Here is a 22,831-nt window from a genome sequence, read left to right on the forward strand (position 1 = left end):
ATTTTGCCCCGGTTCTCTTGCCCTTTCAGGCCGCTGATTCACTTCGCCGCAGTGCTTTTACCCAACAATCTCCGGCGGCTTGACCGCCGCGGTCCGGATCCGCTTCCAGTCCATCCCATCCACCAGTGCCATCAACTGCGCAGCATTCAGCTGCACCCGATGATGCCCGATCCGCGGCCAGCAGAACCTCGCCTTCTCAAGCCGTTTTAAATAGAGGCACACGCCGGAGCCATCCCACCATACGATCTTTATTCGGTCGGCTCTTTTGGCGCGGAACACATAAAGCGCACCGTCGAACGGATCTGAGCCGGCATCGCGCACCAGCGCAACAAGGCCATCGATACCCTTGCGGAAGTCGACTGGATGGCTCGCCAGGAACACCTTCACGCCGGAGGGGATCATGCCGAACGGACCGCCCGGATCACCCGCTGCAACTGCGCCTCGTCGACGTCCACGCCGGCGCGCACGATCACCTCGCCAATGGCAATCTCGATCACCGCGCCTGCCACAGGCGCCACCACACCCTCGCAACTCGAGTGCCGTGAGCGATAACGCCGCCGCTCGGCCCGAGCGTCACGGCGCCAGGCGAACAGCTGCGACGGGTGAATGCCGATCCGGCGGGCGATCGCCGAGACGCTCGCGCCAGGCTCCAGCGCCTCCATCACGACTTGGGCCTTAAACTCGTCCGACCAGCGTCGGCGAAGCTGCCGCGGCGATCCCTCAAGACGGTCGGCGACCGCTTCGATCATATGGAAGGTTCTAGTTCCAGAACTAGGCGCAGACATAGAAGCTCACATCGGCTCACAAACTTAGCAGCCGATAGCCGATCGTTCACCCCTCCGCCAGACGGGGTCTCCTTGCCGCTTACTTTCACTCAGTGCTCGCTACAGCTTCACGATTGCGGTCGGCCTCCAGCGCGCGGCATCTTTGACGAAGCCTTGAAAGGAGCCTGGTAGTTGCTGCCATCTCGGCATAAACTGGCTACATCACGAAACTAAGCCTATACGCACTTCCTGGCCGGTTTGCCTAAGTGCAAAATTCAGCTGTTGTTACTGTGATCGGCTCCTCTCGGCTGACCAAGGAGAAAGTTGCGTAATGGCCTGAGGTCGATTCTTTAAATCAAGACGCGTCTCCGCTGGGCCATTGGCTGTGGCCGATGAGCATTCTTGCGAGTGGGTGTTACTCGAAGATCATGGGGGCTACGGCTTGGGCGTAAGCGTACCCGGCTGGGCCCGCCGGGTCGCTCGAACTTCGGAACGATACGGTGCACCCAGCAGTAACAGAAACAGCGCGCGATTGGCTTGATAGCTGGCGGCGGAGCGGCTCCGTCCTGAACCCGTCATTACGCGGGCACCTTCGGCCGTATAAACGGACCACAACCACCTTCGTCCGCGCTGCTTCAGGAATGACTCGAAAACTGGAAGCGTTGACATGGCTACGGAGCGTCATTTCTGACGGTCGTGCGTTTGGTCTTCGGAAGGCCGGAGACGCTCTCACGGCGAACCTTCTCCAGACGATGCCTGACCGCGGCCAGCTTGGTAATGAACTCGTTTGATCCGCTTACCCCGAATTCATCAGAAGCGAGCTCGTCCAGTCCTTGCTGTTGCGGCGCCAAAGTCAATAGGCGCTTGCGAGTTTTGGCCGTCAGCGTCATCTGCACGACCCGAGCATCGCTCGCGCAGTGCTTACGCCGCAGGAATCCACTTTTCTCTAGTACCTTTGAGTGCGTCGTGACGAAAGAAGGGTCGACGTGCATCAACTTTGACACCAGGTTGACGGAGACACCATTTTCCTTGCCTAAGTAGGCCACTGCCATCAGGATCATCCACTGTGGTCCAGTGATGCCAAGCACATGAGCTCGGAATCTGGCAAGCTCTTCGAGACACGCACTGATCGACCTGATCTCCCACATGAACGGCCGGGCCGGCTCCAGTCCCTCAGTAGAGACACTTTCAAGCGCGCTGGCTAGACCGGGCAAATCCGGCGGCATCGTAGGTCAGGTTCCATCGTTCACCGGCTTCCCTTAGCGCGAATTGGCAGTAGGTACAACGCCGTAAGAGCAAGCAAATCAAACACTTGGTACGGTCCGGACGGATGGGTAGCGTGCGTAAGAAAGCCGTAGCTGCTCGGAGTCCAGCAGCGGCATTCACGGGCAACTTGCGTCGGATCGATGCTGCACGCCGGTCGGATCGCTGCGCCTGCCAGTGAGATAGCCGCGATTATGGTCTGCTTCTTGCTTCACTGGCGACCTGTCCGTTCCCTGCCGAATTTCTCTGGGGCATGCCGAGCATCGCGGAGACGCACGTCGCATTTTACGTGGCCGACGTAACACGTCCCTAAGGCGCAGGCATTTTTCCAGTAAACGTCCCGTATAGTTCTTCCCAACCTTCCCATGTCGGTAGCCAATCTTCATAGAGTTGAGCTGACCTTTGACTTCGATTTAATTGTGTGAGCAATGGGGACAGCGAAATGCTTCTGTGATCCCGCCAAGTCGCCGAAGTCAACAGCTCTCAAGATCAATTGCAAGCGCAAATCTTCTCAGGTGATGCGTTCAGCGCAAGCGACCGCCTCACGTGATCTCACGGCCGGCGCTACTCGCTCAATCGAACGAGTGCTGCGGCGGGGGGGACGCTTAATGAGGGTCTGAACTATGAGCGATGGTTTCGACCGTTCTCCTGCGGTTTGCTTTCTTCTCGGCCTCCCGCGATCCGGGACGACACTCCTGGCGCACTTGCTCCAGCACCATCCTGACATTGTGGCTCCGCCTGAGCCCTGGTTTATGCTGGCACTTGAGGCATTTGGCAGGGTCGATCAGCGACATCCGGCAGGATCCCCGCTGATCGAGGCTGCCACATCCGAATTTTTGGGACGGATAGATCGCACGTTGGTCTGCCGGGCCTTTGCCGACACTGCGTACAGCCAGTATCTGGCGGCAGCGGGCAAGCGCATCATCATAGACAAGACACCACGCTACTGGACGGCGCTGGAATTTCTTGAAGCTGTCTATCCAGAGGCGCCACACATCCTTCTGATGCGCAATCCCTATGCCATCGCCGCTTCACTGAAATCAACGTGGGGTATCCCGCTGCGGGCAGAAAACTCCTATCCGGTCAGCGTATCTGCTCTCGCTGATCTCATGCTCCGCCTGCCCGCTGTCGTTATATCGTCACTAGCCGATCTGGTTCTTGGCCTTCCCAGGCTCGCCGCGCACCGCGCTCGGCCGCGGACGCAGCTAATAAAATACGAACCGCTCGTGGCGCGTCCCGATCAGGAAGTCCGGCGTCTATTGGTGGCGCTTGGCTGTGATCCAGCGGTCGCCGCGTCCGCGGGAATGGAACAAGCAGATTATCTTCGATCCAGCAGCTTCGGAGACCGAAAAATCCTGGAGCGAAACGCGGTCGACGAAAGCTCTGTCAAAGCATGGCAATCCCAATTGAGCGCTGAAGAGATGCAAACGGTGACCGACCTGATCGGGGTCGAGCTTTTGATAGAGCTCGGATATGAGCAGGAGCTGCTGCATGCGCAGCAAGCCGGCGTGGTGGATAGGGGAGGAGAGGTTACCGAACTCCATCGCCGGATATTCCAAACCTGGCGGGATTTGCGCAGTCGTTCCGCATCCAATAGCTCCATAGTGCGGCAGACGCAAAATCTGTCGGACACCAACGTCGAGGAGGATCTGCGGCTGGCGGACTCAACGGCGGCTCGGTTGCAACACGCGCTGTTGACCTCAGAAGCTGAGCGCGCCGCGGGATTGGATGCCATTCAAAATCGCGACGCGGCAATCAAAGTTCTACGCAGCGAGATCGAACGTCTTGAGCAGGTCCTCAATATGCCTTAGGGTGATCTGGATGCTTGCGATCAAAACACGCTGGCTTATTTAGCTAGTACTGAGCCCGCGACGGGTTGATCTCCGCGCCGGATGGCTGGCGCAGGTTATGACCGCATCAGCGGTGAAACGCCCTCGGTTATGCGGCTCCTGGTTGCGCTCGCACTTGACCTTAACCGTGCGTCATGGCGAGCAGTTTTTTCGCCACCGGTATCTCTCATCGGGGCTGCAGCCGTAGACCGGCAAAGAACAGCGATTCTGCATCGAAAAGAACATATGCTGCCCAGACATCTGCGCCGTCTCGAAGCTGAATCGATCGAAATCATGCGTGACGTGGTCGCCGAGTTCAAAAGGCCGGTCATGCTTTATTCGATCGGAAAAGACTCGAGCGTGATGCTGCACGTTGCGATCAAGGCCTTCTATCCCGCAAAGTTGCCTTTTCCCCTGCTCCACGTCGACACGACCTGGAAGTTCCGCGAGATGATCAACTTCCGGGACGCCACAGCCAAGCGGCTCGGCCTCGACCTAATCGTCCATGTAAATAAGGAGGGCATTGAGCGCGGGATCAATCCGATCGACTCCGGCTCCGCGCTTCATACCCAGGTGATGAAGACAGACGCCCTGAAGCAGGCGCTCGACCTCCACGAATTCGATGCTGCTTTTGGCGGTGCCCGGCGCGATGAGGAAAAGAGCCGCGCAAAAGAGCGGATTCTGTCCTTCCGCTCGGCAGGGCACGTATGGGACCCTCGTAACCAGCGGCCGGAACTCTGGAATCTATTCAACACTCGGATTCGCCGGGGCGAAACCATGCGCGTCTTTGCACTGTCGAACTGAACTGAGCTCGACGTCTGGGAATATGTCATGCGCGAGAAGATTCCGGTCGTCCCGCTCTACTTCGCAAAGCAAAGACCGATCGTGCGTCGAAATGGCGCGATGATCATGATCGACGACAAGCGATTGCCGCTTCTGACCGGCGAGGCGCCGCAAATGCGGATGACCCGTTTCCGTACGCTGGGATGCTATCCGTTGAGCGGAGCTATTGAATCCGATGCGACAACGATCGAAGACATTGTCGCAGAGATGCAGACCGCGACAGTATCGGAGCGCCAGGGCCGCCTGATCGATGCCGATGAAGCCGCTTCGATGGAGAAGAAGAAGCGGGAAGGCTACTTTTGATGCTTGCCAAGCCAATAACGCAATCTATCCAAGCCATGCCAAAGGATCAGCTGCGATTCATCACATGCGGTTCGGTGGATGACGGGAAATCCACGCTGATAGGCCGGCTGCTGCACGACAGCAAAATGATTTACCAGGATCAGATGACGGCGTTGGAACGAGATAGCGCCAAGCACGGCACTACCGGCCGTGAGATCGATTTCGCGCTGCTCGTCGACGGGCTTGAAGCCGAACGAGAGCAAGGCATCACGATCGATGTAGCCTATCGTTTCTTTGCGACGGAGCGGCGCTCGTTCATGGTGGCTGATACACCCGGCCATGAGCAGTATACCGCAACATGGCAACTGGCGCCTCAAATGCTCAGCTCGCCATCATCCTCATCGATGCCCGTAAGGGCGTGCTGGTCCAAACCAAGCGGCACTCGTTCATCTGTTCGCTCCTTGGTATCCGCCACCTCGTCTTGGCAGTGAACAAGATCGACCTCGTCAACTACAGCAAAGAGACCTTTGATCGGATCGTCGCCGACTACGTGGCCTTTGCCGCAGATCTCGGCTTCGATACGATCGTCCCGATCCCGATCTCTGCCAGGTACGGCGACAACGTCGTCAACCGCTCTTGCAACACTCGCTGGCACGATGGTCCCTGCCTGCTCGGCCAGCTCGAGAGCATTGGGATCGGCTCCGATAGCTCCCGGCAGGCCTTCCGCTTTCCGGTCCAGTGGGTGAACCGGCCGGACCTGGATTTCCGAGGTTACGCCGGATCCGTGGCTTCAGGAAGCATCTCGGTGGGAGACGACATCGTCGTCGCAGCATCCGGACGAACCGCGCGCGTCAGCCGGATTGTAACTCAAGACGGCGACCTACCTTGCGCCGAGGCGGGCGATGCAATCACGCTTACCCTTGAAAGCGAAATCGACATCAGCCGCGGCGATCTCCTGGCATGCCCAACCGAGCGACCGGAACTTGCCGATCAATTCGCCGCTCATCTGATCTGGATGGATGAGGACCAACTCGCTGTCGGACGCAACTACATTCTGCGCATTGGATCGCAGACCACAGCCGGCAGCATTACTGCGATCAATCGTCGGATCGACGTCAATACGCGCGAGCATCTGGCAGCCAGGACGCTTGGCTTAAACGAGATCGGATTTTGCAATGTCTCAACCGCATTGCCCGCGGCGTTCGATCCTTACGAGGTCAATCGCAAGACCGGATCATTTATCGTCATCGACCGATATACCAACCGCACGGTCGCAGCCGGGATGATCGCATATCCACTGCGGCGAGCTGCCAACATCGCTTGGCAACCCCTTGCAGTGGGACGCAAGGAGCGGGCCACTCTCAAGAACCAGAAGCCTTGCATCATTTGGTTTACCGGCCTGTCCGGCGCGGGAAAGTCGACAATTGCCAACATCGTCGATCAAAAGCTGTTTGCAATGTCTCGGCATGCCATGCTGTTGGATGGAGACAACCTGCGGCACGGATTAAACGCGGACCTCGGCTTCTCCGAGACCGACCGCATGGAAAACATTCGGCGTACCGGGGAAGTTGCCAAGTTGATGGCGGACAGTGGCTTGATCGTGCTTTGTTCGTTCATCTCGCCTCACAGGGCCGAACGAGATATGGTGCGCAGTCTGGTCGGTAAGGAGGAGTTTGTCGAAGTCTTTGTCGATACGCCGAGCGAAGAATGCGCGCGGCGCGATCCCAAAGGTCTTTATTCAAAAGCGAAGTCCGGTAAGATCAAGAAATTCACCGGCGTCGATGCGTCCTATGAAGCGCCGACAAGACCTGAAATTCATCTCAGGACCAAGGAACAGGCGCCTGAGCAAATGGCCCAAGCTGTGATCGATGTCTTGATGGCGCGCGAAATTCTTGACGGTTACTGATTATCGAACCTATCACCTCGTATCCCACCGTTTAGCAAGATGTGGGCCTCACCAAGCCGCTGGCCCGGCCAAGGCGACTCGGGTTAAGCACCGACATCAATGGACTCATGCTCTGAGGAACAAAATGGTCGCGTCCACACGTCGATTGCCCGCTTCTGGTTATGTCCTCGAAATCGACGGTCAATTGAAAACCGAATTTGCGACCAGAGATGGGGCCTTTGCAGGAGCGCAGGAGCTCAAGAAGCGCCGTCCGATGCTCCAGGTCAGGATCTACGACGCTAGGACAAAGGCCAGAGAAGAAGTCGGGCTTCCAGTAACTTGAGTTTTTCGCTTCACGCTGTTTCTTGCGCGTATGGCGTGCGTCGCGCTCTCCCGATCAAACCTGTGCCCGGCTGAAGCCGCGGGGGAATTGAACACAGGTGCGGAAGCATCGCCAGCATCGGCTGGCTGCAGTCCAGTGCTTGGAGTGTGAAACCTGTACGAGATACTCCAGCGCCCTGACATAAACTACGAGACCGCGCAACTCGGCCACGAAGTGTCGATCGCTCGTGAGCTTGATCGAAAGACGGGGCTGGCACCAGGATCAGCTGTCACGCGGTATTCTCTCGACGTCGACCGGAAGCTCGATGCCATACCTGTCTGCTGTCTCGCAAGAACGCTGTACTGGCGATCACGGCAGCTTGGCTCCAAAACGCGGCGCCACAGACGCTTAGCGTGCTGCGCGTCAGCTTTTCGTCAGCTACCTCGCTTAGCATATTACAGTTTCGACGACCCGAGTTTCCGAGTCCAATCTCACGTTGATCGGGGGCGGAAACGAGCAGTTCAGCGGCGGCCATCGCGGCTCCGACTATGTTCACTCATGGCCCAACTCTCAGTTTCCGCGGTACCTGCATTCGGATTTCAGCTCAGCGATGCCAAAATGCAGTCGCCAGAGTTGGCGATGGCCCAGGACTGGTTGTCGTACGGCCGGCGCGATCGCCCGGCCGGCGCCCGGCTCGGACATTGTGGGTCATTGCGGCGGGCGCGATGTTGGGCAGATTTGCCATATCTCACCTCTCGATCGCCGCGGCCGCACAGGAGATCCGTGCGCAGTACGCGTAACGCAAACGGATGTGGTATGGCCGCCCGAGGGCGAGGCAGGGGTCTCGGATATAGAAAGCCGATGGGATTCAGCGATCGTTGGCGCTTGACGCTCTGCGCGGAGACAAAACCACCGCACTCTTGATTTCGCTTCGTTCTAGATCCGATTTCTGGTCCGGTTAGATTCGTAAATCGACCTGCGCCCACCCGTGAGAGATTCAAATGCTCCGTATACGAAAGCGCTGCGGGCGAACGGTTGGGGCCGCTGAAACCAGGGACGCCGTACCGTCAGCGCTCCAAGCTAGGGCCATCGCGCTGGAATTGCGCTGACGGCAATCGGCGGTGGAAGCATTAAAAATTACTTAATACGAATCATTGCCAGCGAAACCGGGGTATCTGACACATAACCGCTGCGAGACGACGCGTGAATGACGACATAGGTTGCAAAAGTTGCTTTCAAATCGACCCTATCGACCTACTGCCCGATGAGGGCGCCCGGCAGCGGTTCGAGGCGATTGTGGATCGTGCAGGGGACGCGCGCTCAACGTGGTCGCCGCTTGATGAGGAAATGCGCTCGACTCGTGCCGAGCTTCACCGCGTCGAGACCCGCCGCAAACAGCTGATATTGGCCCGCACCGCCGGCGGCCCCGTCGCGGACAAGGAGGAGGCGCAAATCCGTGACTTGAACTTGCAAGCTGCCGGATTCGCTGAAAAGTTGCGTTGCCTCATCGGTCGTGAGGCGACTGCTGCCGCCCGTATGCGGCACTGCGAGAGCCTGGCGTCACGCTGCCGAGCCTTTCTGGCTCGCAGTGGCCTGCGGTCGGGCGTGCGTCTTACCTCGATCCCACAAATCGCGCTGTCGGAGATTTTAGGGCGCGACGAGCCGATCAGTGAGGCTCTCAAGCGCTTGCGCCTGCGTCTTGGCGAGCTCGAAGCCGATGCGCACCGGATTCGCAGTGCGCCATTTCCCAGTGAGGCAAAGAAGCAAGACGCGGCGGTTCTGATCGCACGACTGGCGGAACGTGGAGCGCCGTCTATCTCGGCCATGATTGATGACAACGCGCGTGAGATCAAATGGCCGCTCATCCTCCAGGAGCACGATCTGACGGCTATGGTCCTCGGTGCGGACACGCGGGTTGTGGGCAGGGCATCTGGCCAGGTTCCCGATGCAATTGGGCTGCTCTGTTGGGTCCTTCGTGACACCTTGACCGAAAAGGTGAACGAATTGATCGATACCAACAGCGACGATGCTGCCGCGCTCCCGGCGGATGAGCGTGAAAAGCTGCTAACTCAGATCGAAGCTGACAAATTGATGACCGAACGCAAAGAGGCCGCCCTGGTACAAGCCGCGCAGGCTGCGGGCGAGGCCATCGAACACCGCGATGGCATCAGCGTTCTGGCCGCGCTTCAGCTCGAGCTGGTCACGCAGACATTATGACGACGCGGCCGCGCAAAATATTCTCTCGCAACTGGCACCTAACTGGTTGTCCATGAAGGAACGCGGAGTTCGGCCTGCAACGAACCGGATCAGGCGACGATTTTGGCAGGGAGTTCAAGCTTTGCCAGCGGAAAGCACAATGCTGGTTGCGGTCTTTCCCTGAGACCATTTCCTGCGCGCCTCTTCGGACTTCTCCAAAGCCATTTAGCGAACCGTCGATGCGCAGACGGAAAGGCGTGCGGGCGGCCGGGAGAGGCCGCCCGCGTTTGTTGAACTTGGCCATCTCGGGGGCTGCGTGAATGTATGAGAAGCCAAGTCCACGCGACACTCCTGGCAACTCGCGTGCCAGACGGTCCGACCTCAAAGAGGTGCGGGCTGTCGTGCTCAAGGAAAGCGCACCGACGGCGGTGCGCCGCTCGTGCGAGTTGCGTCACGAAAGAGGTTTTTCCATGCCGTGCCTAAGGTTGGCAAAAACAGGCCATGTTAGTCATGTAACGACGACGAGGAGCAAAACGAGGCGCTTGTGCACCTCATGCGGTGTCGGCTTTCGAACGGGCGTGTCGTCAACCCGGCGTACACGTCTGCAGCGCTTGCGAGTAGCGCAGCGGGGACACGCACGTTCGCGACGCACGGTTCCACTCGGCGAGATACACCCCGAATATCCGTAGCTTAGAACCCTGTCACATTGCCGAATCATATTTCTTGTACTCGGTGGTCGTGCCTAAGACTTCCTCCCGCTCATTGAAGCCGGCGCATCGAACTCCAATTCCACGGGGCTTTCTAGGGACCATTGGTTGGGCGAGCCGAAGCTGACGTCGGAGAGAGCTTCCTTGGTGGATTAGCATCATGACCCCGCAAGCTAAACTGTGTGCTTTGTTGAGAGGTGTTCTGGATGATGCCGTCGCGATGGTGCCCGAAGCAAGGCGGACGTCATCGTTGAAGGCATGCATCGCCGAAAAAGTACTAACTCTAGCTGCACAAGGCAATTCGGATCCAATTGTGTTGACACGCCTGGCCGTGCGGAGCGTGCAGCAAGCCTGTCGAGGTTGCTACGGATGCGAAGGACAGCAACCCATCGGTCAGTGAAAGTTCGATCATGGCCCCCAACACGATCGCAAGTGCTTTCGCACCGCTTGAGCAACTTGCCAGCCAGTTGATTCCCCATATTCCGCGGGAGGACGATGCCTCGCACGACATTAGCCATACTCTACGAGTTTGGAAGAACGCGCGAACAATACAGGCGATCGAGGGCGGCGATCTCACGATCCTGGTTCCTAGCATCCTTCTTCACGACTGCGCAGCGGTTGAGAAGAATTCTCCCTTTCGTTTTCAAGCATCTCGGCACGCGGCCGATAAAGCGTCGAAGTTGCTGAGGGAACAAGGCTTCTCGGCAAGCGCTATCGAGTCCGTTGCGCATGCAATCGAGGCCCATAGCTTCTCCGCAAACGTGCCTCCTCGAACGTTAGAGGCAAAGATCGTTCAAGACGCCGATCGGTTAGACGCAATCGGAATGATTGGGGTGGGCCGATGCTTTCACCTTGCAGGTCGGCTAAGGCGGTCGCTTTATGACGTCGGCGATCCTCGCGCTCGAAATCGTCCGCATGACGACAGGAAATTTGCAGTCGATCATTTCGACACCAAATTGCTCAAGCTGGCGTCGGGATTCCAAACCGCGGCTGGAAGATCCCTGGCAAGACCCAGGCACGAGCGCTTGGTGCGCTATCTGGACGAATTGTTTGAGGAGATCTAGATCGGAAAAGTGTCGGTTTTCAGAAGGTTGTCGTGCTGGTCTGATCAGAAGATCGTGCAACTCACCCGGTCTAGTGCCGGATCTGATCAGTTAGAGGCTCTACTGCGTGAATTCGGCTGGAGTGTTCTGACTGGCCAGAATTCCTTACGAGGAGAAAGACCAAGCGGTGCAGGCAGCGTTGGCGATTGTCTCAGCGTGCCGCCCCAGTACCTAGGCCAGCATTTTAGGGCACGTTACGTACAGGCTTCGAAGTCCCTCACGTACAGCTCTTTGGTGGTGATCTCCATCGTCCCCGGGTCTCCGGCGACATCCCAACGCAGTATTTTGGTCACCACCACCTTCCGTTCGCATAATGCGTCAGATCGCATTCGACTATTCTCCCCACGTAAGCATGTGCCTCATATTTTGGGGGCATTGGGCGCGCCGCGCCTTCTTCGAGCGTTTCCTCCACCAACGGCCGCATCGAGCTCGGCGACGAGCGCGGGATCAGGCCCCAAATAGTTACGAGAAAGAATAGCCTCTCTCCGGTCCACGACAGCGGACAACACTGGGAAACCATCGCAGCATTGCTGCAGACAGCAACGACGTCGATCTGTTCGCATGGCTCGCCCCGCACTCGGCGGTTTGCTCCGCCGGGGCTCAGCAAAAGTTGTCGAGCTGATCGCTGCAAAAGGTCCCGCCAATTGCAAGCCCGAGCCTGACTGGACGAGACAGGGGACCCCCCGTTCAGACGCAATGATGACATGATGGCGGACATGTAGAGCGGTGGCAGGCACTTCCAAGGCATCGACCTTCAAGGAAAGTAGCAAAGGCGGATAACTTGTATCCCGATCTGGAGTTCGGCGAGGGCGCGACGTGAATCGAGCCAAATCCTCGCGGCAGAACGTCCTCACCCCTGACGTCGCACTGTGGACACTCTGAGCATAGCTTGCCGCCGCTCCCTGCAATCTTCTGCCAGCCTTCGCTTATCGCTCCGCGCGGATGTGCACGTTAGAAAAAATCACATGAGAAGAGTTCGGAAGAGGGTTGAAACGCACCTAACGTCAAGTTGTACGATCTGAAAATAGACGGCAAAGGTCGTCAATGTCCCGAACTCTCCAGCGAGTGACAGTATGCGAATGTCTCAAGCCTCACGCAGGATCCGGCGCGTCAGCAGCGGCACGCATAACGGGCGCCACGCGCGAATTGACATCCGCGTGCGATCGGTCCGACGTGCACTTTTATCTGAACTTCAACGTTCGCCTGGATGGCACAGGTCGGCCGTAAGCCGATCAGCCGACACGTCTAGCTTGCTAGGCAAGATGTTGAAGACGCTGGATCGTTGCATGCAGGACGGCTGGACAAGAGTTGCGCTTCGCGCCGCCTCGGTGCGCAAATGCGGCGGCAGAGCGAATTCCTAGGAAAACTGAATGATATCGATGGGGCCTTGGCGCCGTGCGGGCATCGCTGTGCATCTGCGGATTGATGTGCATGTCGTGATCGGCCGAATTTTCGATGAGTTGTCAAGCGAAGCGCGTCTGCGCCGATGGCGCTTCGCCCAATAGCAGATGACGCGAGGGGCTGCACGCAAGGTGACTCAAGTCGCGGCACCCCTCCAGATTCGCGACGAATACAACTTAAGGGGAATAGTGTGACAAGACAGCGCTCTCTGTTGACGCCTGGTCCGTTGTCGCTGTCGCTGGCGGTCAGGAGCCAGATGCAGCTCGATCTCGCATCGCGCGATTGCGAGTTCAAGGAAGTGACCGCCCGCATGAGGCGGCTGATGCTCAATCTGCTGGGAAAGGCCGGGGATTATTCCGTAGTCCCTATTCAGGGAGGCGGCTCCTTTGCAATGGAGGCTGCTCTGTCCTCGTTCGTGTCCAAGGGGGGCAAGCCGCTCGTTTGCATAAACGGCATCTATGGCGAGCGCATCTTCAAGATCCTGCGGCTGTGGGGCGTCGACGCGCTGAAGCTTGTCAAACGAGCTACCGAGCCTTTGGACCCCCAAGAAGTTGCTGAGCATCTGAGGCGAAATCCCGGCATTACCCACCTATGTCTCGTGCATTGCGAGACGACGACCGGAATCGTCAATCCGCTGGACGCGATCGTCGAAGAGGCGAAGCGGCGTGGTATCAAGACGATCGTCGATGGCATGAGCTCCTTTGGCGCGATTGATATTGACCTGAGCCGTGGTGGGATAGACGTCCTGGTGACGTCGAGCAACAAGTGCATTGAAGGGCCGCCAGGGGTCGCTTTTGTCATCGCGTCTCGCGGGCTGCTAAAAAACGCAGTCCAAGAACCGAGGTCGTTTGTGCTCGACGTGAGAGACCAATGGCTCTCGCTCGAGCGCTCCGGTGAGTGGCGATCGACCCCGCCCACCCACATCGTTCAGGCAACGACGAGGGCCTTGGAGATTCTGGAGGGGGAAGGCATCGATGCCCGGCGCCGCAGGTATGAGAAGGTTAGAGACGATCTCGTCCAAGAACTCGAAGGGGTAGTGTCTCCCCTGCTGTCTGCCGACTTGCAGTCGCCGGTCTGCGTCGCCTTCAGTGCGCCATCCGGCATCGCCGATCAGGAAGGATTTGACGGGCTATATCGCCATTTGGCGGCCCACAACCTTTACATCTACTCGAAGTTGCACCTCGCGACGCGGAGTTTTCGGGTCGGTTGCATTGGCGAGATCCAACCCAGTTGGATCGAGCAATTGGGGTGCGCCTTTCGTACATACTTTCGGTCCGGTCCGGTTCCTTGCGCGGGGGCGGCGTCGGCCCGGGAGGCTTGCGAGCGTCGCATCGAGACGTCATCGCCGCTCGCAAGGACCTCGCAGCTCCCGTTCTCTGTCGAAACTGCTGTTCTGCACGCGGGCTACCGACGTGATCCGGTGACCAAAGCTGTCGCAGTGCCGATCTATCAGAACACGGCCTATGAACTCGATGGCGATCTGAATCACATTGCGGATGTCTACAACGTCAAGGCGGATGGGTTCACCTATACGAGGATCATCAATCCGACGACCCGCGCGCTGGAAAGAAGGTATGCCGCGGTCGACATGGGTCGCGACTCGCTCGCGGTCGCATCGGGGCAAGCGGCGACGTTCCTTGCCATCGTCAACCTGTCAAGCGGAGAAGTGGGGGACAACGTCGTCGCCTCACCGTACCTCTATGGCAATACCTGGAACCTGCTCCACAACACGTTAAAGCGTCTTGGTATCGCCGTCAGGACGGCGGATCCTCGCAGGCCGGAGACTTTCGAACGTGCCATCGATGACCGCACGATCTGCCTGTTCGGAGAGGTGATCTCAAACCCGTGTCTGATTCCGCTTCCGGTCAAAGAGCTGGCTGAGATCGGCCGAAAGCACGGCGTCCCCTTGGTTGTGGATAATACGACGACCCCGCTGGTATGTCGGCCGTCAGATCTCGGTGCGGCGATTACGACCTACTCCGCCACGAAATATATCTGCGGCCACGGCACGACGCTGGGCGGTCTGATCGTTGACAACGGCAAGTTCAGCTACCGGGGAGCCTCTCGCTTTCCATTATTCAACAGTCCTGACGAAGCGCATGGCGGGATCATCTGGCGCAACGCGTTGCAAGACGTCGACGATCTCGGAAAAAGCGAGGTTCTTCTGAAGGCACGCATGACCTGGTTGCGCGACACTGGCGCGGCCATTGCCCCCTTTGCGAGCTTTCAGCTGATCCAAGGCCTTGAAACGCTGCCCCTTCGCATGAAGCAGCACTGTGCAAACGCCAGGATAGTGGCCGACGTTCTTAAGGCGCATCCGAAAGTACGTCGTGTCTTCTACCCGGGGCTGTTCGAAGGAGCCGACCGGGAAACCGTCGACCAGACGCTCAATCCCGCATACGGACACGGCGCGATGGTCATGTTCGAGGTGGAGGACGAACAGGCCGGGCGCAAGTTCATCCAGAACGTCGACCTGATGTATCACGTTTCGAATGTGGGAGATGCCCGGACGCTCGTGACGCATCCTGTTTCGACAACCCATACCACCGTTCCGCGGGAGAAGCGCGAAGCCGCCGGCATATTTGGCGGTTCGATCCGGCTTTGCGTCGGCATCGAAGACGTCAACGACATCGTGCGCGATCTGGACAGGGCGCTTTCCGCAATCTGACAACTTGTAAGGCGATCAGGAAGAGGTTCTCATGAATCAGACAGACGCTTGGAAACTGAGGTCGTCCCGTTATGAAGCGGTTCAGTTCAGCCGCGAGATCAACAAGCAACTCTCAGAACTGAGGCCCGACAATGTAACGGGAGTGGCCTATATCGCCAAAGATTACGCTGTAATTGCCGCTTGCACGCTCGCGACGGTCTGCGTCTCTTGGTGGCTCTACCCGGTGGCCGTTCTTCTGATCGGCGCCTACCAACGAGGTCTGACGACGATCGCTCATGATGCGGCTCACCGTACGCTCGCGAAGAACACGACGTGGAACTACGTCCTCGGCATTCTGTTCGCCGCCTATCCCCTGTTCCAGCGCCACTGGGCCTACCGGATCTCGCATGTCTATCTGCATCATCCGTATCTCGGCGACCCGGAGAAGGATCCCGACCTGAAATTCTTCATGGCCAATGGTGTCTACGACGTCCAGCCTCCCGAGCGGTACGCCTTCAATATCATCTGGAAGCCGATATTCGGTGGGGCGACACTGGCCTATCTGAAGTATCTCTGGACCAATCGGTTTTCGATCACGGATGCCGAGGACCAGAGCCGCTCAGGCATCCTTGTCGACAAGTATGGCTTCTATCTTTTCTGGATCAGCATCCTGGGCGGGTCATATGCGCTTGGGCTGATCCACATCGTGATCCTGTTTTGGATCGTGCCCTATCTCACCACGTTTCAGGTTCTCGGGTGGTTTGTCGAACTCGCCGAGCACTCGCCGATGTGCGAGACCGAAACGAAGAACGTCTATCTGACCAGGAACCGGAAAGGGAATTTCCTCGAGCGCGCCATCCTTGGACAGAATCTGGATGAGTACCACCTCGAGCATCACCTGTCGCCGGGCATCCCGTTCTGGCTTTTGCACAAAGCCCAGAAGATCCGGATGCAGGATCCGGGTTACGCAAAGGTTGCCGCGAGCTGGGGAGGGCTCTTCGTCAAGGGGCCGCAAGGTCAACCCAGTGTTATGACCCAGTTGAAGGAGCGAAATCGACGCTTGTATGAGCAGTCGGTGGCTGATGGCCATGCAAAGGGACAGGTGGCGTGACATTGCAGCGGTCAGACAAGGCTCGCGCCGTGGTCGGCGTCACCTCGAACCGTCTTTTGGTCGATGGCGTGCATCGCGACTGGCTACGACGCAAATACGTCAAGGCTCTCCTTCATCATGCGGGCGTGGCCTGCGTCATATTGCCGACGATCGACGCTGAAGATGCGCGGGGCGATGCCACCCGGGCGATCATGAACGCGCTCGACGGCCTCGTCTTGACAGGAGATGAATCCAATCTTGATCCGGCCGTCTTGAAAGCGCCTGCATCCCATCCAGCAGCCGATCAGCAGGATGTTGAGGATGGTATCCGCGACCGCCCACGGGACAGGCTGTCTGCGGTAGCCATCGATAGGGCCATCGCGATCGGAATGCCGATCCTGGGCATCTGCCGGGGGCTGCAGGAGCTTAACGTCTATTTCGGCGGCACACTCCATCCATCGCTTGCGGAGTGGAGGCTGGGAAGTGCCCTGATGCATGCCGAGAAACCGGATCGTCCAAGAGACCGCCAGTACGATGCCGCGCACAGCGTGAGGATATGCTCCGATGGTGCGCTTTTTCCGATCGCGGGCGCAGCGGAAGCGCAAGTGAACTCCCTGCATAATCAAGGCATAGAGGCGCTTGCCAGCGCGCTGAAGCCGGAGGCATGGGCGCCTGACGGTCTGGTCGAAGCCGCTTCCGTCGTTGGCGCGCCGACGCTGCAAATCGGCGTGCAATGGCACCCCGAATGGCACGTCTCAACCGATCCCCTGAGCGGGCGGCTGTTCACGGCATTTGGAGAAGCGTGCGTTGCGTATTGCCACGCCAAGAAACACTAGAGGCTGATTGTGACGTTTCAATCCAAGCGCGGTCCGCCCAGGTCGAAGGACGAGTCTCTGGGAGCCGATGCACAAGCATGGTTCGGGGGGCGCGCTGCGCCGCGCCACCGGCAGGGGAAGGGCGGGCGATTGACAGGACGCTTCGCTCTGGGAGTTCTCTTTGTGGCGCTTTATGTCGTCCTGAGCGCGGCAGGCGAGGTTTATGCGGCATCGTATTTTCAGCAGGCAGATGTGTTCGTCGCTCTCCTTGTGTCCTTTGCCGCGGTGTGCCTGACATTCAATCTCCTGGCAGGTCACGAGGGAACAACGGCACCGGTCGCCAGGTCGGCACTCCTGGTTTTTGTCTCGCTCAATATCGTGACCGCGATCAGCTGGATCGGGTTGTTTATCGCCCTGAAATACGCCGAGCCTGCGATCGTCGTCGCCTTCATGGTGGCGTTAGGACCCGCCGCAACGGTGTGGTTGAACGCGCTGATCAGGCGGCAGGGCGCCCCTCCGGCATCCGATATCGTCGTGAGCGTCACGATCGCGGCGATCGGTGGTTATATGATTTGGATCTCAGCAACCGGCAACGCTGGGGTGGCATGGGGAGCTCGATCGTCCTTCGGTATCATCTTGGCGATCGTGGCCGGCCTGTCGCTCGCCCTGACGAACATACTCGTCAAGCTTTTGTTCGACCGCGGATTTTCCGGTCGACAAGTGTTGGCGCATCGGTTTTACGGCACGATCCTTTTGCTGCTGGGACTGGTCGACCATTCCTCCATCGCGCTCGAGATCTCGCAGCATTGGCTTGCGATCGCAACGATTGGGCTATCCACGATCATTATTCCTTTGCTCCTGATCCAGGAGGGCATTCGCCGCGTGGAGCCCTTCACGGTCAACATGGTCCTGTCCACCGCTCCTGTTGTCACGTTCCTGTTTCAGTACTTCGATTCCCGCATCGTGCCGTCGCTACATACGTTCGTTGGAAATGTTCTCATTACGGCTGTCGCCGTTGGCAACGTCTGCCTGCAGTACCGGAGGTCCGCATGAACGAACGGAAGTGTGTAATCGTCGACGCATATTCGACTGGCCGATTTCTGCCGGAAGAATTCAAGCAGTATGGAATTGGAACAGTGCATGTGATGTCGGCTGCACAGATTCCAGGCATCTTCCAATCCCATTTCAATGTGGATCTGTATGATGAAGTCATTTGTCCGCCCCAGCACATGGGGTACGAGGAGATCGTCGAATATCACCTTAAGGCTCTCCATGGCAGGGAGCTGGAGTTCGTCATAGCGGGGTGCGAGACCGGAGTTGAGTTGGCCGATTCCATCTCGGAGCGGCTGGGCCTACCCTCAAATGGGACCGCCTTGTCAGCCGCGCGGCGCGACAAATCGCGCCTTTGCGAAGCGTTGGCCTCGGCAGGTGTGCGATCGATCAGGCAAGTGGTGTCCGACAATGCTGGAGAGATCGCAAGCTGGAAGCGTGCGGAGAATTTCAATGAGATTGTGATCAAGCCACTGAACAGCACAGGCACCGAGGACGTGTTCTTCTGCTCGACGGATACTGATGTTCAGCGCGCTGTAACTGCCATCGTCGGCAAGACGAACCGGGTCGGAGCGTTCAATAAACTGGCGCTTGCGCAGGAAAAGATAAACGGCCAGCAATATACCGTAAATGCCGTCTCGATCGACGGAGATGCCTTCGTCACGGAGGCCTGGACCTATGACACCGTCCCTATCGAGGGAGCATCGTCGGTCTGTTCGCTCGAGCGGTTGCTGGGTGGTAAGGAGCCAATCGTTCAGGAGCTGTCGGACTATCTTGTTCGTGCGTTGCGGGCGCTTCGGATTGCCGACGGGCCCGCTCATGCCGAGATCATAGTCGATGTTCGGGGACCGGTTTTGGTCGACTTCGGAGCGAGGCTGCAAGGAACCATGTCGGCGAAAGCTCGGACGATGGCTTTGGGCCATAACCATTTGACGCTCACGGCTTGGCGCTACGCAGATCCCAAAGGATTTGCTGAGTATATGAGGCGACGCGGGGTCTACAAGCGGCAGGCTCATGCACTGTGTGTCTCGCTGATTTCCGACATGGGCGGCGTTGTGACCGGTTATTCCGGACTCGATGAAATCCGAAAGCTCCCGAGCTTCGCGGATGCCATTGCATTCGTTCCGATAGGTCAAGAACTGGTTCCGACAATCGACTTGGCGTCGACGCCAGGCATTGTGTACCTTGTGAACAACGACTTGATCCAGCTCGAAGATGACTATCGCCAATTGCGCGCGATGCGGATGAACCAGGTGTTCGATTTGGTGGCGCAGGAAGCAAACCAATGACCGACAGCCGGGTAAGTTGCGCGAACTCAGCCGGCGCGGCGATGATCGGCGTGAGTGACTTCGATGGCATTCTTCGAGGCAAACACGTTCTCCGAGAAAATCTCTCGGGTGGGGACAAGGTCATCAAGTTCTCCGAAGCGGTGCTTGCTTGGGATTGTTCCGACCGGGTCATTCCGGTGAATTTCACGCAAAAGCCGCTGTCGGCATTCGGAGACGCCGATCTGCGTATTCTCTCAAGTACCGGCCGTTCAGTATCCTATGTCGGCGATCACTATCTCTACCTCGCCGAGTTTATGGGCGCGCATGAGACCGTCTGTCCGCGCGGCATTCTGCGTAGGGTCCTGCGTAGGTCTGCTCACCACGGGTACGACTGCACTGCCGGGTTCGAGTTTGAGTTTATGCTGTTCAAGGAGAACGCTGATGCGATCGAGGACAAGCCGTTTGACAAATGGGCTCCGTTCACGCGGGGCCCGTTCGGCTACTCGATTGCGCGTTCTCTCGCGCACCAGGATCTGTTCGGCGAGATCCTGTCGCTTTGTGAGAAGTCCAGAATACCTCTCAGCGGGCTGCACTTTGAGACAGGACCTGGCGTGGTCGAAGCGTCACTTCATCATTGTGATGCCCTGGAAGCTGCCGATCGAGCAATCATATTCAAGTCGATGATAAAGGCCTGGGCGCAAACCCGAGGCATGATGGCTACATTCATGGCCAAGGTCTCCGAGAAATGGCCCGGACAGTCCGGCCATATTCACATCTCGGTGTCCTCCGATGGACAGAACGCTTTTTACGATGGTGACGCGTCTCGCAACGTCTCGAAGCTCATGACGCAATTCATCGCGGGACAACTGAAATACATGAATGATTTCTGTGTGCTCGCTGTGCCGAACGTCAATAGCTATAAGAGATTGGTACCTGGCTGCTGGGCACCAATTTGCCCGAGCTGGGGAGTTGACAATCGCTCCTGCGCGGTACGGGTCATCCCGGGAGGGCCGTCTGCACATCGCCTCGAATACAGGCTGCCTGGGGCAGACGTGAACCCATACCTCGCTCTCGCATCCGCCATCGGCTCGGGCATGTTGGGTATCGAGACAAATGCGGCGCTCCCGGCTTCGACCGTCGGCGATGCAGGCGCGGAGATCTGCCTTCCATCCGGGAGACTTCCTCAAAGTCTGTCAGAGGCAACATACCGATTTGCACAATCTCCGGCAGCCATTGATGTCTTCGGAGAAAGGTTTGTTGAAGCCTTTTCTTGCTCCCGCCGTTGGGAATGGGAAGCCGTTCAACATCGGGTCACCGACTTTGAACGTCGGCGGTACTTTGAGATCATTTAGCTTGAGCCTCATAGCTGGGCGCTGCGGCAACCATCTGATTGATAATTCGCGCCACTGGTCGGTTTGGTGGCCAACTATTTTACTCACCTCTCGTTCGACGCAGAACATCGAGGATGCTTCCGAGGGAGGTGGTGGACACGCGGCGCCTCTTTTCGCCAGGAAAGACAGCGCCGCGAGAGTCTAGCAGCCAGGTCCGGCAACAACGGCTTCGGCATATCCGGCGCCGATCATCAGAGCACCATGATGATAATCAGCTCGTCGACATGCCGACGATTGGATGCCGGTATCATCATCACCAGCAGCACGATCAGCACCAGCTTGAGCATTGCGATTGGCGACGCCGGCGGCCCAGCGGAGGCTGGCGTCCAAGAGCCGTCAAACCCGCTGGCGATCGCCGCAAAATCGCTTGCGTGCGCCGCGGCGGGCAACGATGCGGGCACCGTTTCCAGCGTGACCGGCGTTGCGGGAGTGGCGCTCCGAGATCCGCTTTAGCCTCCGCTTCCTGGCCGTTATCTGCGGCGCAGGGCTCTTCCTCGAGGGCTCGCCGGATGCACGACCACACTCGCAGTCCGGATGGTAGACGCCTCGAATTCGCCTTCAACTGCCAACCGCTACGGGATCTGGCGTGCGCTATGCGGAGCGCTCCGCGCCAGCTCCCGTTGCCATCCATCGCCCAACCGGGCAAATCCAAAGTCAGGGGCGAACTCAGGACTGGATATAACTTCAAAGCTGCGAGCATTCGCCCGAACCCACCGTTGTTGGGACTCGCCGATGAGAAGTCCGATTTCGATCCGGTAAGGTTGGGATCGCGGCAGGCGGCGGTCGGCCGCATCCGAAGGTCCGCGGCTGTCGGAGAGCTTCACCTGTTCCAGCGGTCGTCCAACTGGGGGCGCCCTATCCAGGCCCTGTTAAGGCACCGCGTTGTCCAGCCCAGCTGCCGCCTTCCGTGCAGTCGCGCTTGAGCTTCCTGGTAAGGGCCGACGTAGCGAAGCAGGATCGGTATTTTGGGATAGATGCGCCGTATCCGCGCGACGGCACGCTCTGCGGCCCTCCTGTCGCGTTCGTCCAAGTCAAATCCGAAGCCGGTGCGCAATCGGTCCGGCAGCAGCTCCGCACTGAGGGTTTGGTACCAGCGCGGCGGACGCAACCATGGTCGTGAACCGGTGAATATCTGTCGGGCCGCCTCGCGCGCGGCGGTGCTGACCGACAATGTGTCCGATTGCATCATCCCCGCTGTGTAGGCCGCAAATGCATCCCAATCCGCCGGTAAGTCGCTCGACGTCAGCCCGAACAACGCCCCAAACAGTCGGCTTTCGGCCCAATAGCGCTCGCGCTCTTCGACGGAGAATGGCGGCAGGATCAGGTCGTGGACGGTCAGAGCGGTGTCGACGAGCGTCGCGTGAACCCAGCGCAACGCTGCGACCTCGTTGGCGCGGTAGGGCGAGCCGCTCTCGAACCGACCGATTGCTTCGGGCAGACGGCCGACGATCATGGTATGGCGATGGTGCAGGTGCCGGGCAGCGGTAAGGGCCGCGTCGAGCGAGCCGAACACCATCGTAAACACCACATTAAAAGTTCGATGGAAGCGACCGATTCGGATCCGCAAAGCTCCGCGAGTGCTCGAGGACGGCCGCGGCGACCCAGGGATGCGCCAGCTGAAGCAGCAAGGCGCGACCGGCGCCCAAAAAGGTGATGGCTTCCCGGTCGATCCGCCACGTCATCGAGCCCGGCCCAAAAATGCCCTCGACTGGTCCCGCGGCCCGAGCCCGGACGAAGTCAAGAGCAAATTCGATGTCGCTTTCGGAGACCAGATGCGCACCTTGGGAAGCAGACCAGGGGTAATTTCACTGATCTGTGCAGTCTATCGCGATTCAGCAAACCAAGGCTCTCTCAACTTGTTGCATGATGTCCACCTGCGCGGAATACCGCCACCGGGCATTTGGTCGTACCCCATGCGGGTAAGACTGAGCCGGTCGCCGCCGCCGTTTGTTGAAGACGTATTATGCGCCTTTGC

Annotated in this window: 13 protein-coding genes and 4 pseudogenes; 12 read left to right on the top strand and 5 right to left on the bottom strand. The window is 58.5% G+C overall.

Going from position 1 to position 22,831, the window contains the following annotated elements; translation table 11 throughout:
- Nucleotides 1–57: 57 nt before the first annotated feature.
- The 3 genes from tnpB to ACVMDN_RS05775 form a co-directional block, all read right to left on the bottom strand.
- A complete protein-coding gene (gene tnpB / locus ACVMDN_RS05765; RefSeq protein WP_069276023.1) occupies nucleotides 58–402 on the bottom strand; it encodes an IS66 family insertion sequence element accessory protein TnpB in 345 nt (114 codons plus the stop codon).
- The gene (locus ACVMDN_RS05770; protein WP_069276022.1) at nucleotides 399–749 is read right to left on the bottom strand and encodes a transposase; all 351 of its coding nucleotides are present in this window, start codon (nucleotides 747–749) and stop codon (nucleotides 399–401) included. Before ACVMDN_RS05770 ends, tnpB begins: the two co-directional genes overlap by 4 nt.
- Before the next feature lie 686 nt (nucleotides 750–1,435).
- Complete coding sequence (locus tag ACVMDN_RS05775; protein WP_081334855.1) at nucleotides 1,436–1,990, bottom strand: MarR family winged helix-turn-helix transcriptional regulator; 555 nt, start codon at nucleotides 1,988–1,990, stop codon at nucleotides 1,436–1,438.
- Nucleotides 1,991–2,650: 660 nt separating this feature from the next.
- On the opposite strand from ACVMDN_RS05775, the gene noeE reads away from it, so the two are divergent.
- From noeE to ACVMDN_RS05835, 12 genes and pseudogenes are all read left to right on the top strand, one after another.
- The gene (noeE, locus tag ACVMDN_RS05780; RefSeq protein ID WP_253587722.1) at nucleotides 2,651–3,838 is read left to right on the top strand and encodes a nodulation protein NoeE; all 1,188 of its coding nucleotides are present in this window, start codon (nucleotides 2,651–2,653) and stop codon (nucleotides 3,836–3,838) included.
- A 264-nt stretch (nucleotides 3,839–4,102) separates the two neighbouring features.
- A pseudogene (gene cysD, locus ACVMDN_RS05785) lies at nucleotides 4,103–5,002 on the top strand (sulfate adenylyltransferase subunit CysD).
- A pseudogene (gene cysN, locus ACVMDN_RS05790) lies at nucleotides 5,002–6,887 on the top strand (sulfate adenylyltransferase subunit CysN). The pseudogenes cysD and cysN overlap by 1 nt, the downstream one beginning before the upstream one ends.
- A gap of 1,504 nt (nucleotides 6,888–8,391) precedes the next feature.
- The gene (locus ACVMDN_RS05795; RefSeq protein WP_456843616.1) at nucleotides 8,392–9,405 is read left to right on the top strand and encodes a hypothetical protein; all 1,014 of its coding nucleotides are present in this window, start codon (nucleotides 8,392–8,394) and stop codon (nucleotides 9,403–9,405) included.
- A gap of 1,096 nt (nucleotides 9,406–10,501) precedes the next feature.
- A complete protein-coding gene (locus tag ACVMDN_RS05800; protein WP_456835503.1) occupies nucleotides 10,502–11,155 on the top strand; it encodes an HD domain-containing protein in 654 nt (217 codons plus the stop codon).
- Nucleotides 11,156–11,573: 418 nt separating this feature from the next.
- Nucleotides 11,574–11,736, top strand: a pseudogene (locus ACVMDN_RS05805) (IS66 family transposase); the annotation flags it as partial.
- Between the two features lie 1,115 nt (nucleotides 11,737–12,851).
- The gene (locus ACVMDN_RS05810; protein ID WP_456835502.1) at nucleotides 12,852–15,263 is read left to right on the top strand and encodes a 2-aminoethylphosphonate--pyruvate transaminase; all 2,412 of its coding nucleotides are present in this window, start codon (nucleotides 12,852–12,854) and stop codon (nucleotides 15,261–15,263) included.
- Nucleotides 15,264–15,294: 31 nt separating this feature from the next.
- Entirely contained in the window at nucleotides 15,295–16,353 is a 1,059-nt protein-coding gene (gene rtxC, locus ACVMDN_RS05815; protein ID WP_253603356.1) for a dhydrorhizobitoxine desaturase, read from the top strand.
- Nucleotides 16,350–17,168, top strand: a complete 819-nt coding sequence (locus ACVMDN_RS05820; RefSeq protein ID WP_456835501.1) for a gamma-glutamyl-gamma-aminobutyrate hydrolase family protein — start codon at nucleotides 16,350–16,352, stop codon at nucleotides 17,166–17,168. Before rtxC ends, ACVMDN_RS05820 begins: the two co-directional genes overlap by 4 nt.
- A gap of 162 nt (nucleotides 17,169–17,330) precedes the next feature.
- On the top strand, nucleotides 17,331–18,200 hold the full coding sequence (locus tag ACVMDN_RS05825; protein ID WP_253587717.1) for an EamA family transporter: 870 nt from the start codon (nucleotides 17,331–17,333) through the stop codon (nucleotides 18,198–18,200).
- Nucleotides 18,197–19,486 carry an ATP-grasp domain-containing protein gene (locus tag ACVMDN_RS05830; RefSeq protein WP_253587716.1) on the top strand — a complete coding sequence of 430 codons (1,290 nt, stop codon included), beginning with the start codon at nucleotides 18,197–18,199 and terminating at the stop codon, nucleotides 19,484–19,486. Before ACVMDN_RS05825 ends, ACVMDN_RS05830 begins: the two co-directional genes overlap by 4 nt.
- Nucleotides 19,483–20,817, top strand: a complete 1,335-nt coding sequence (locus ACVMDN_RS05835) for a glutamine synthetase family protein (protein WP_069276015.1) — start codon at nucleotides 19,483–19,485, stop codon at nucleotides 20,815–20,817. Before ACVMDN_RS05830 ends, ACVMDN_RS05835 begins: the two co-directional genes overlap by 4 nt.
- A 230-nt stretch (nucleotides 20,818–21,047) precedes the next feature.
- On the opposite strand, the gene ACVMDN_RS05840 is transcribed toward ACVMDN_RS05835, so the two are convergent.
- Both ACVMDN_RS05840 and ACVMDN_RS05845 read right to left on the bottom strand, forming a co-directional pair.
- Entirely contained in the window at nucleotides 21,048–21,245 is a 198-nt protein-coding gene (locus ACVMDN_RS05840; protein ID WP_141713267.1) for a hypothetical protein, read from the bottom strand.
- 431 nt (nucleotides 21,246–21,676) lie between these two features.
- Nucleotides 21,677–22,628: pseudogene (locus tag ACVMDN_RS05845) on the bottom strand (oxygenase MpaB family protein).
- Nucleotides 22,629–22,831: the final 203 nt, after the last annotated feature.

This window comes from Bradyrhizobium sp. USDA 4510, assembly GCF_054059095.1.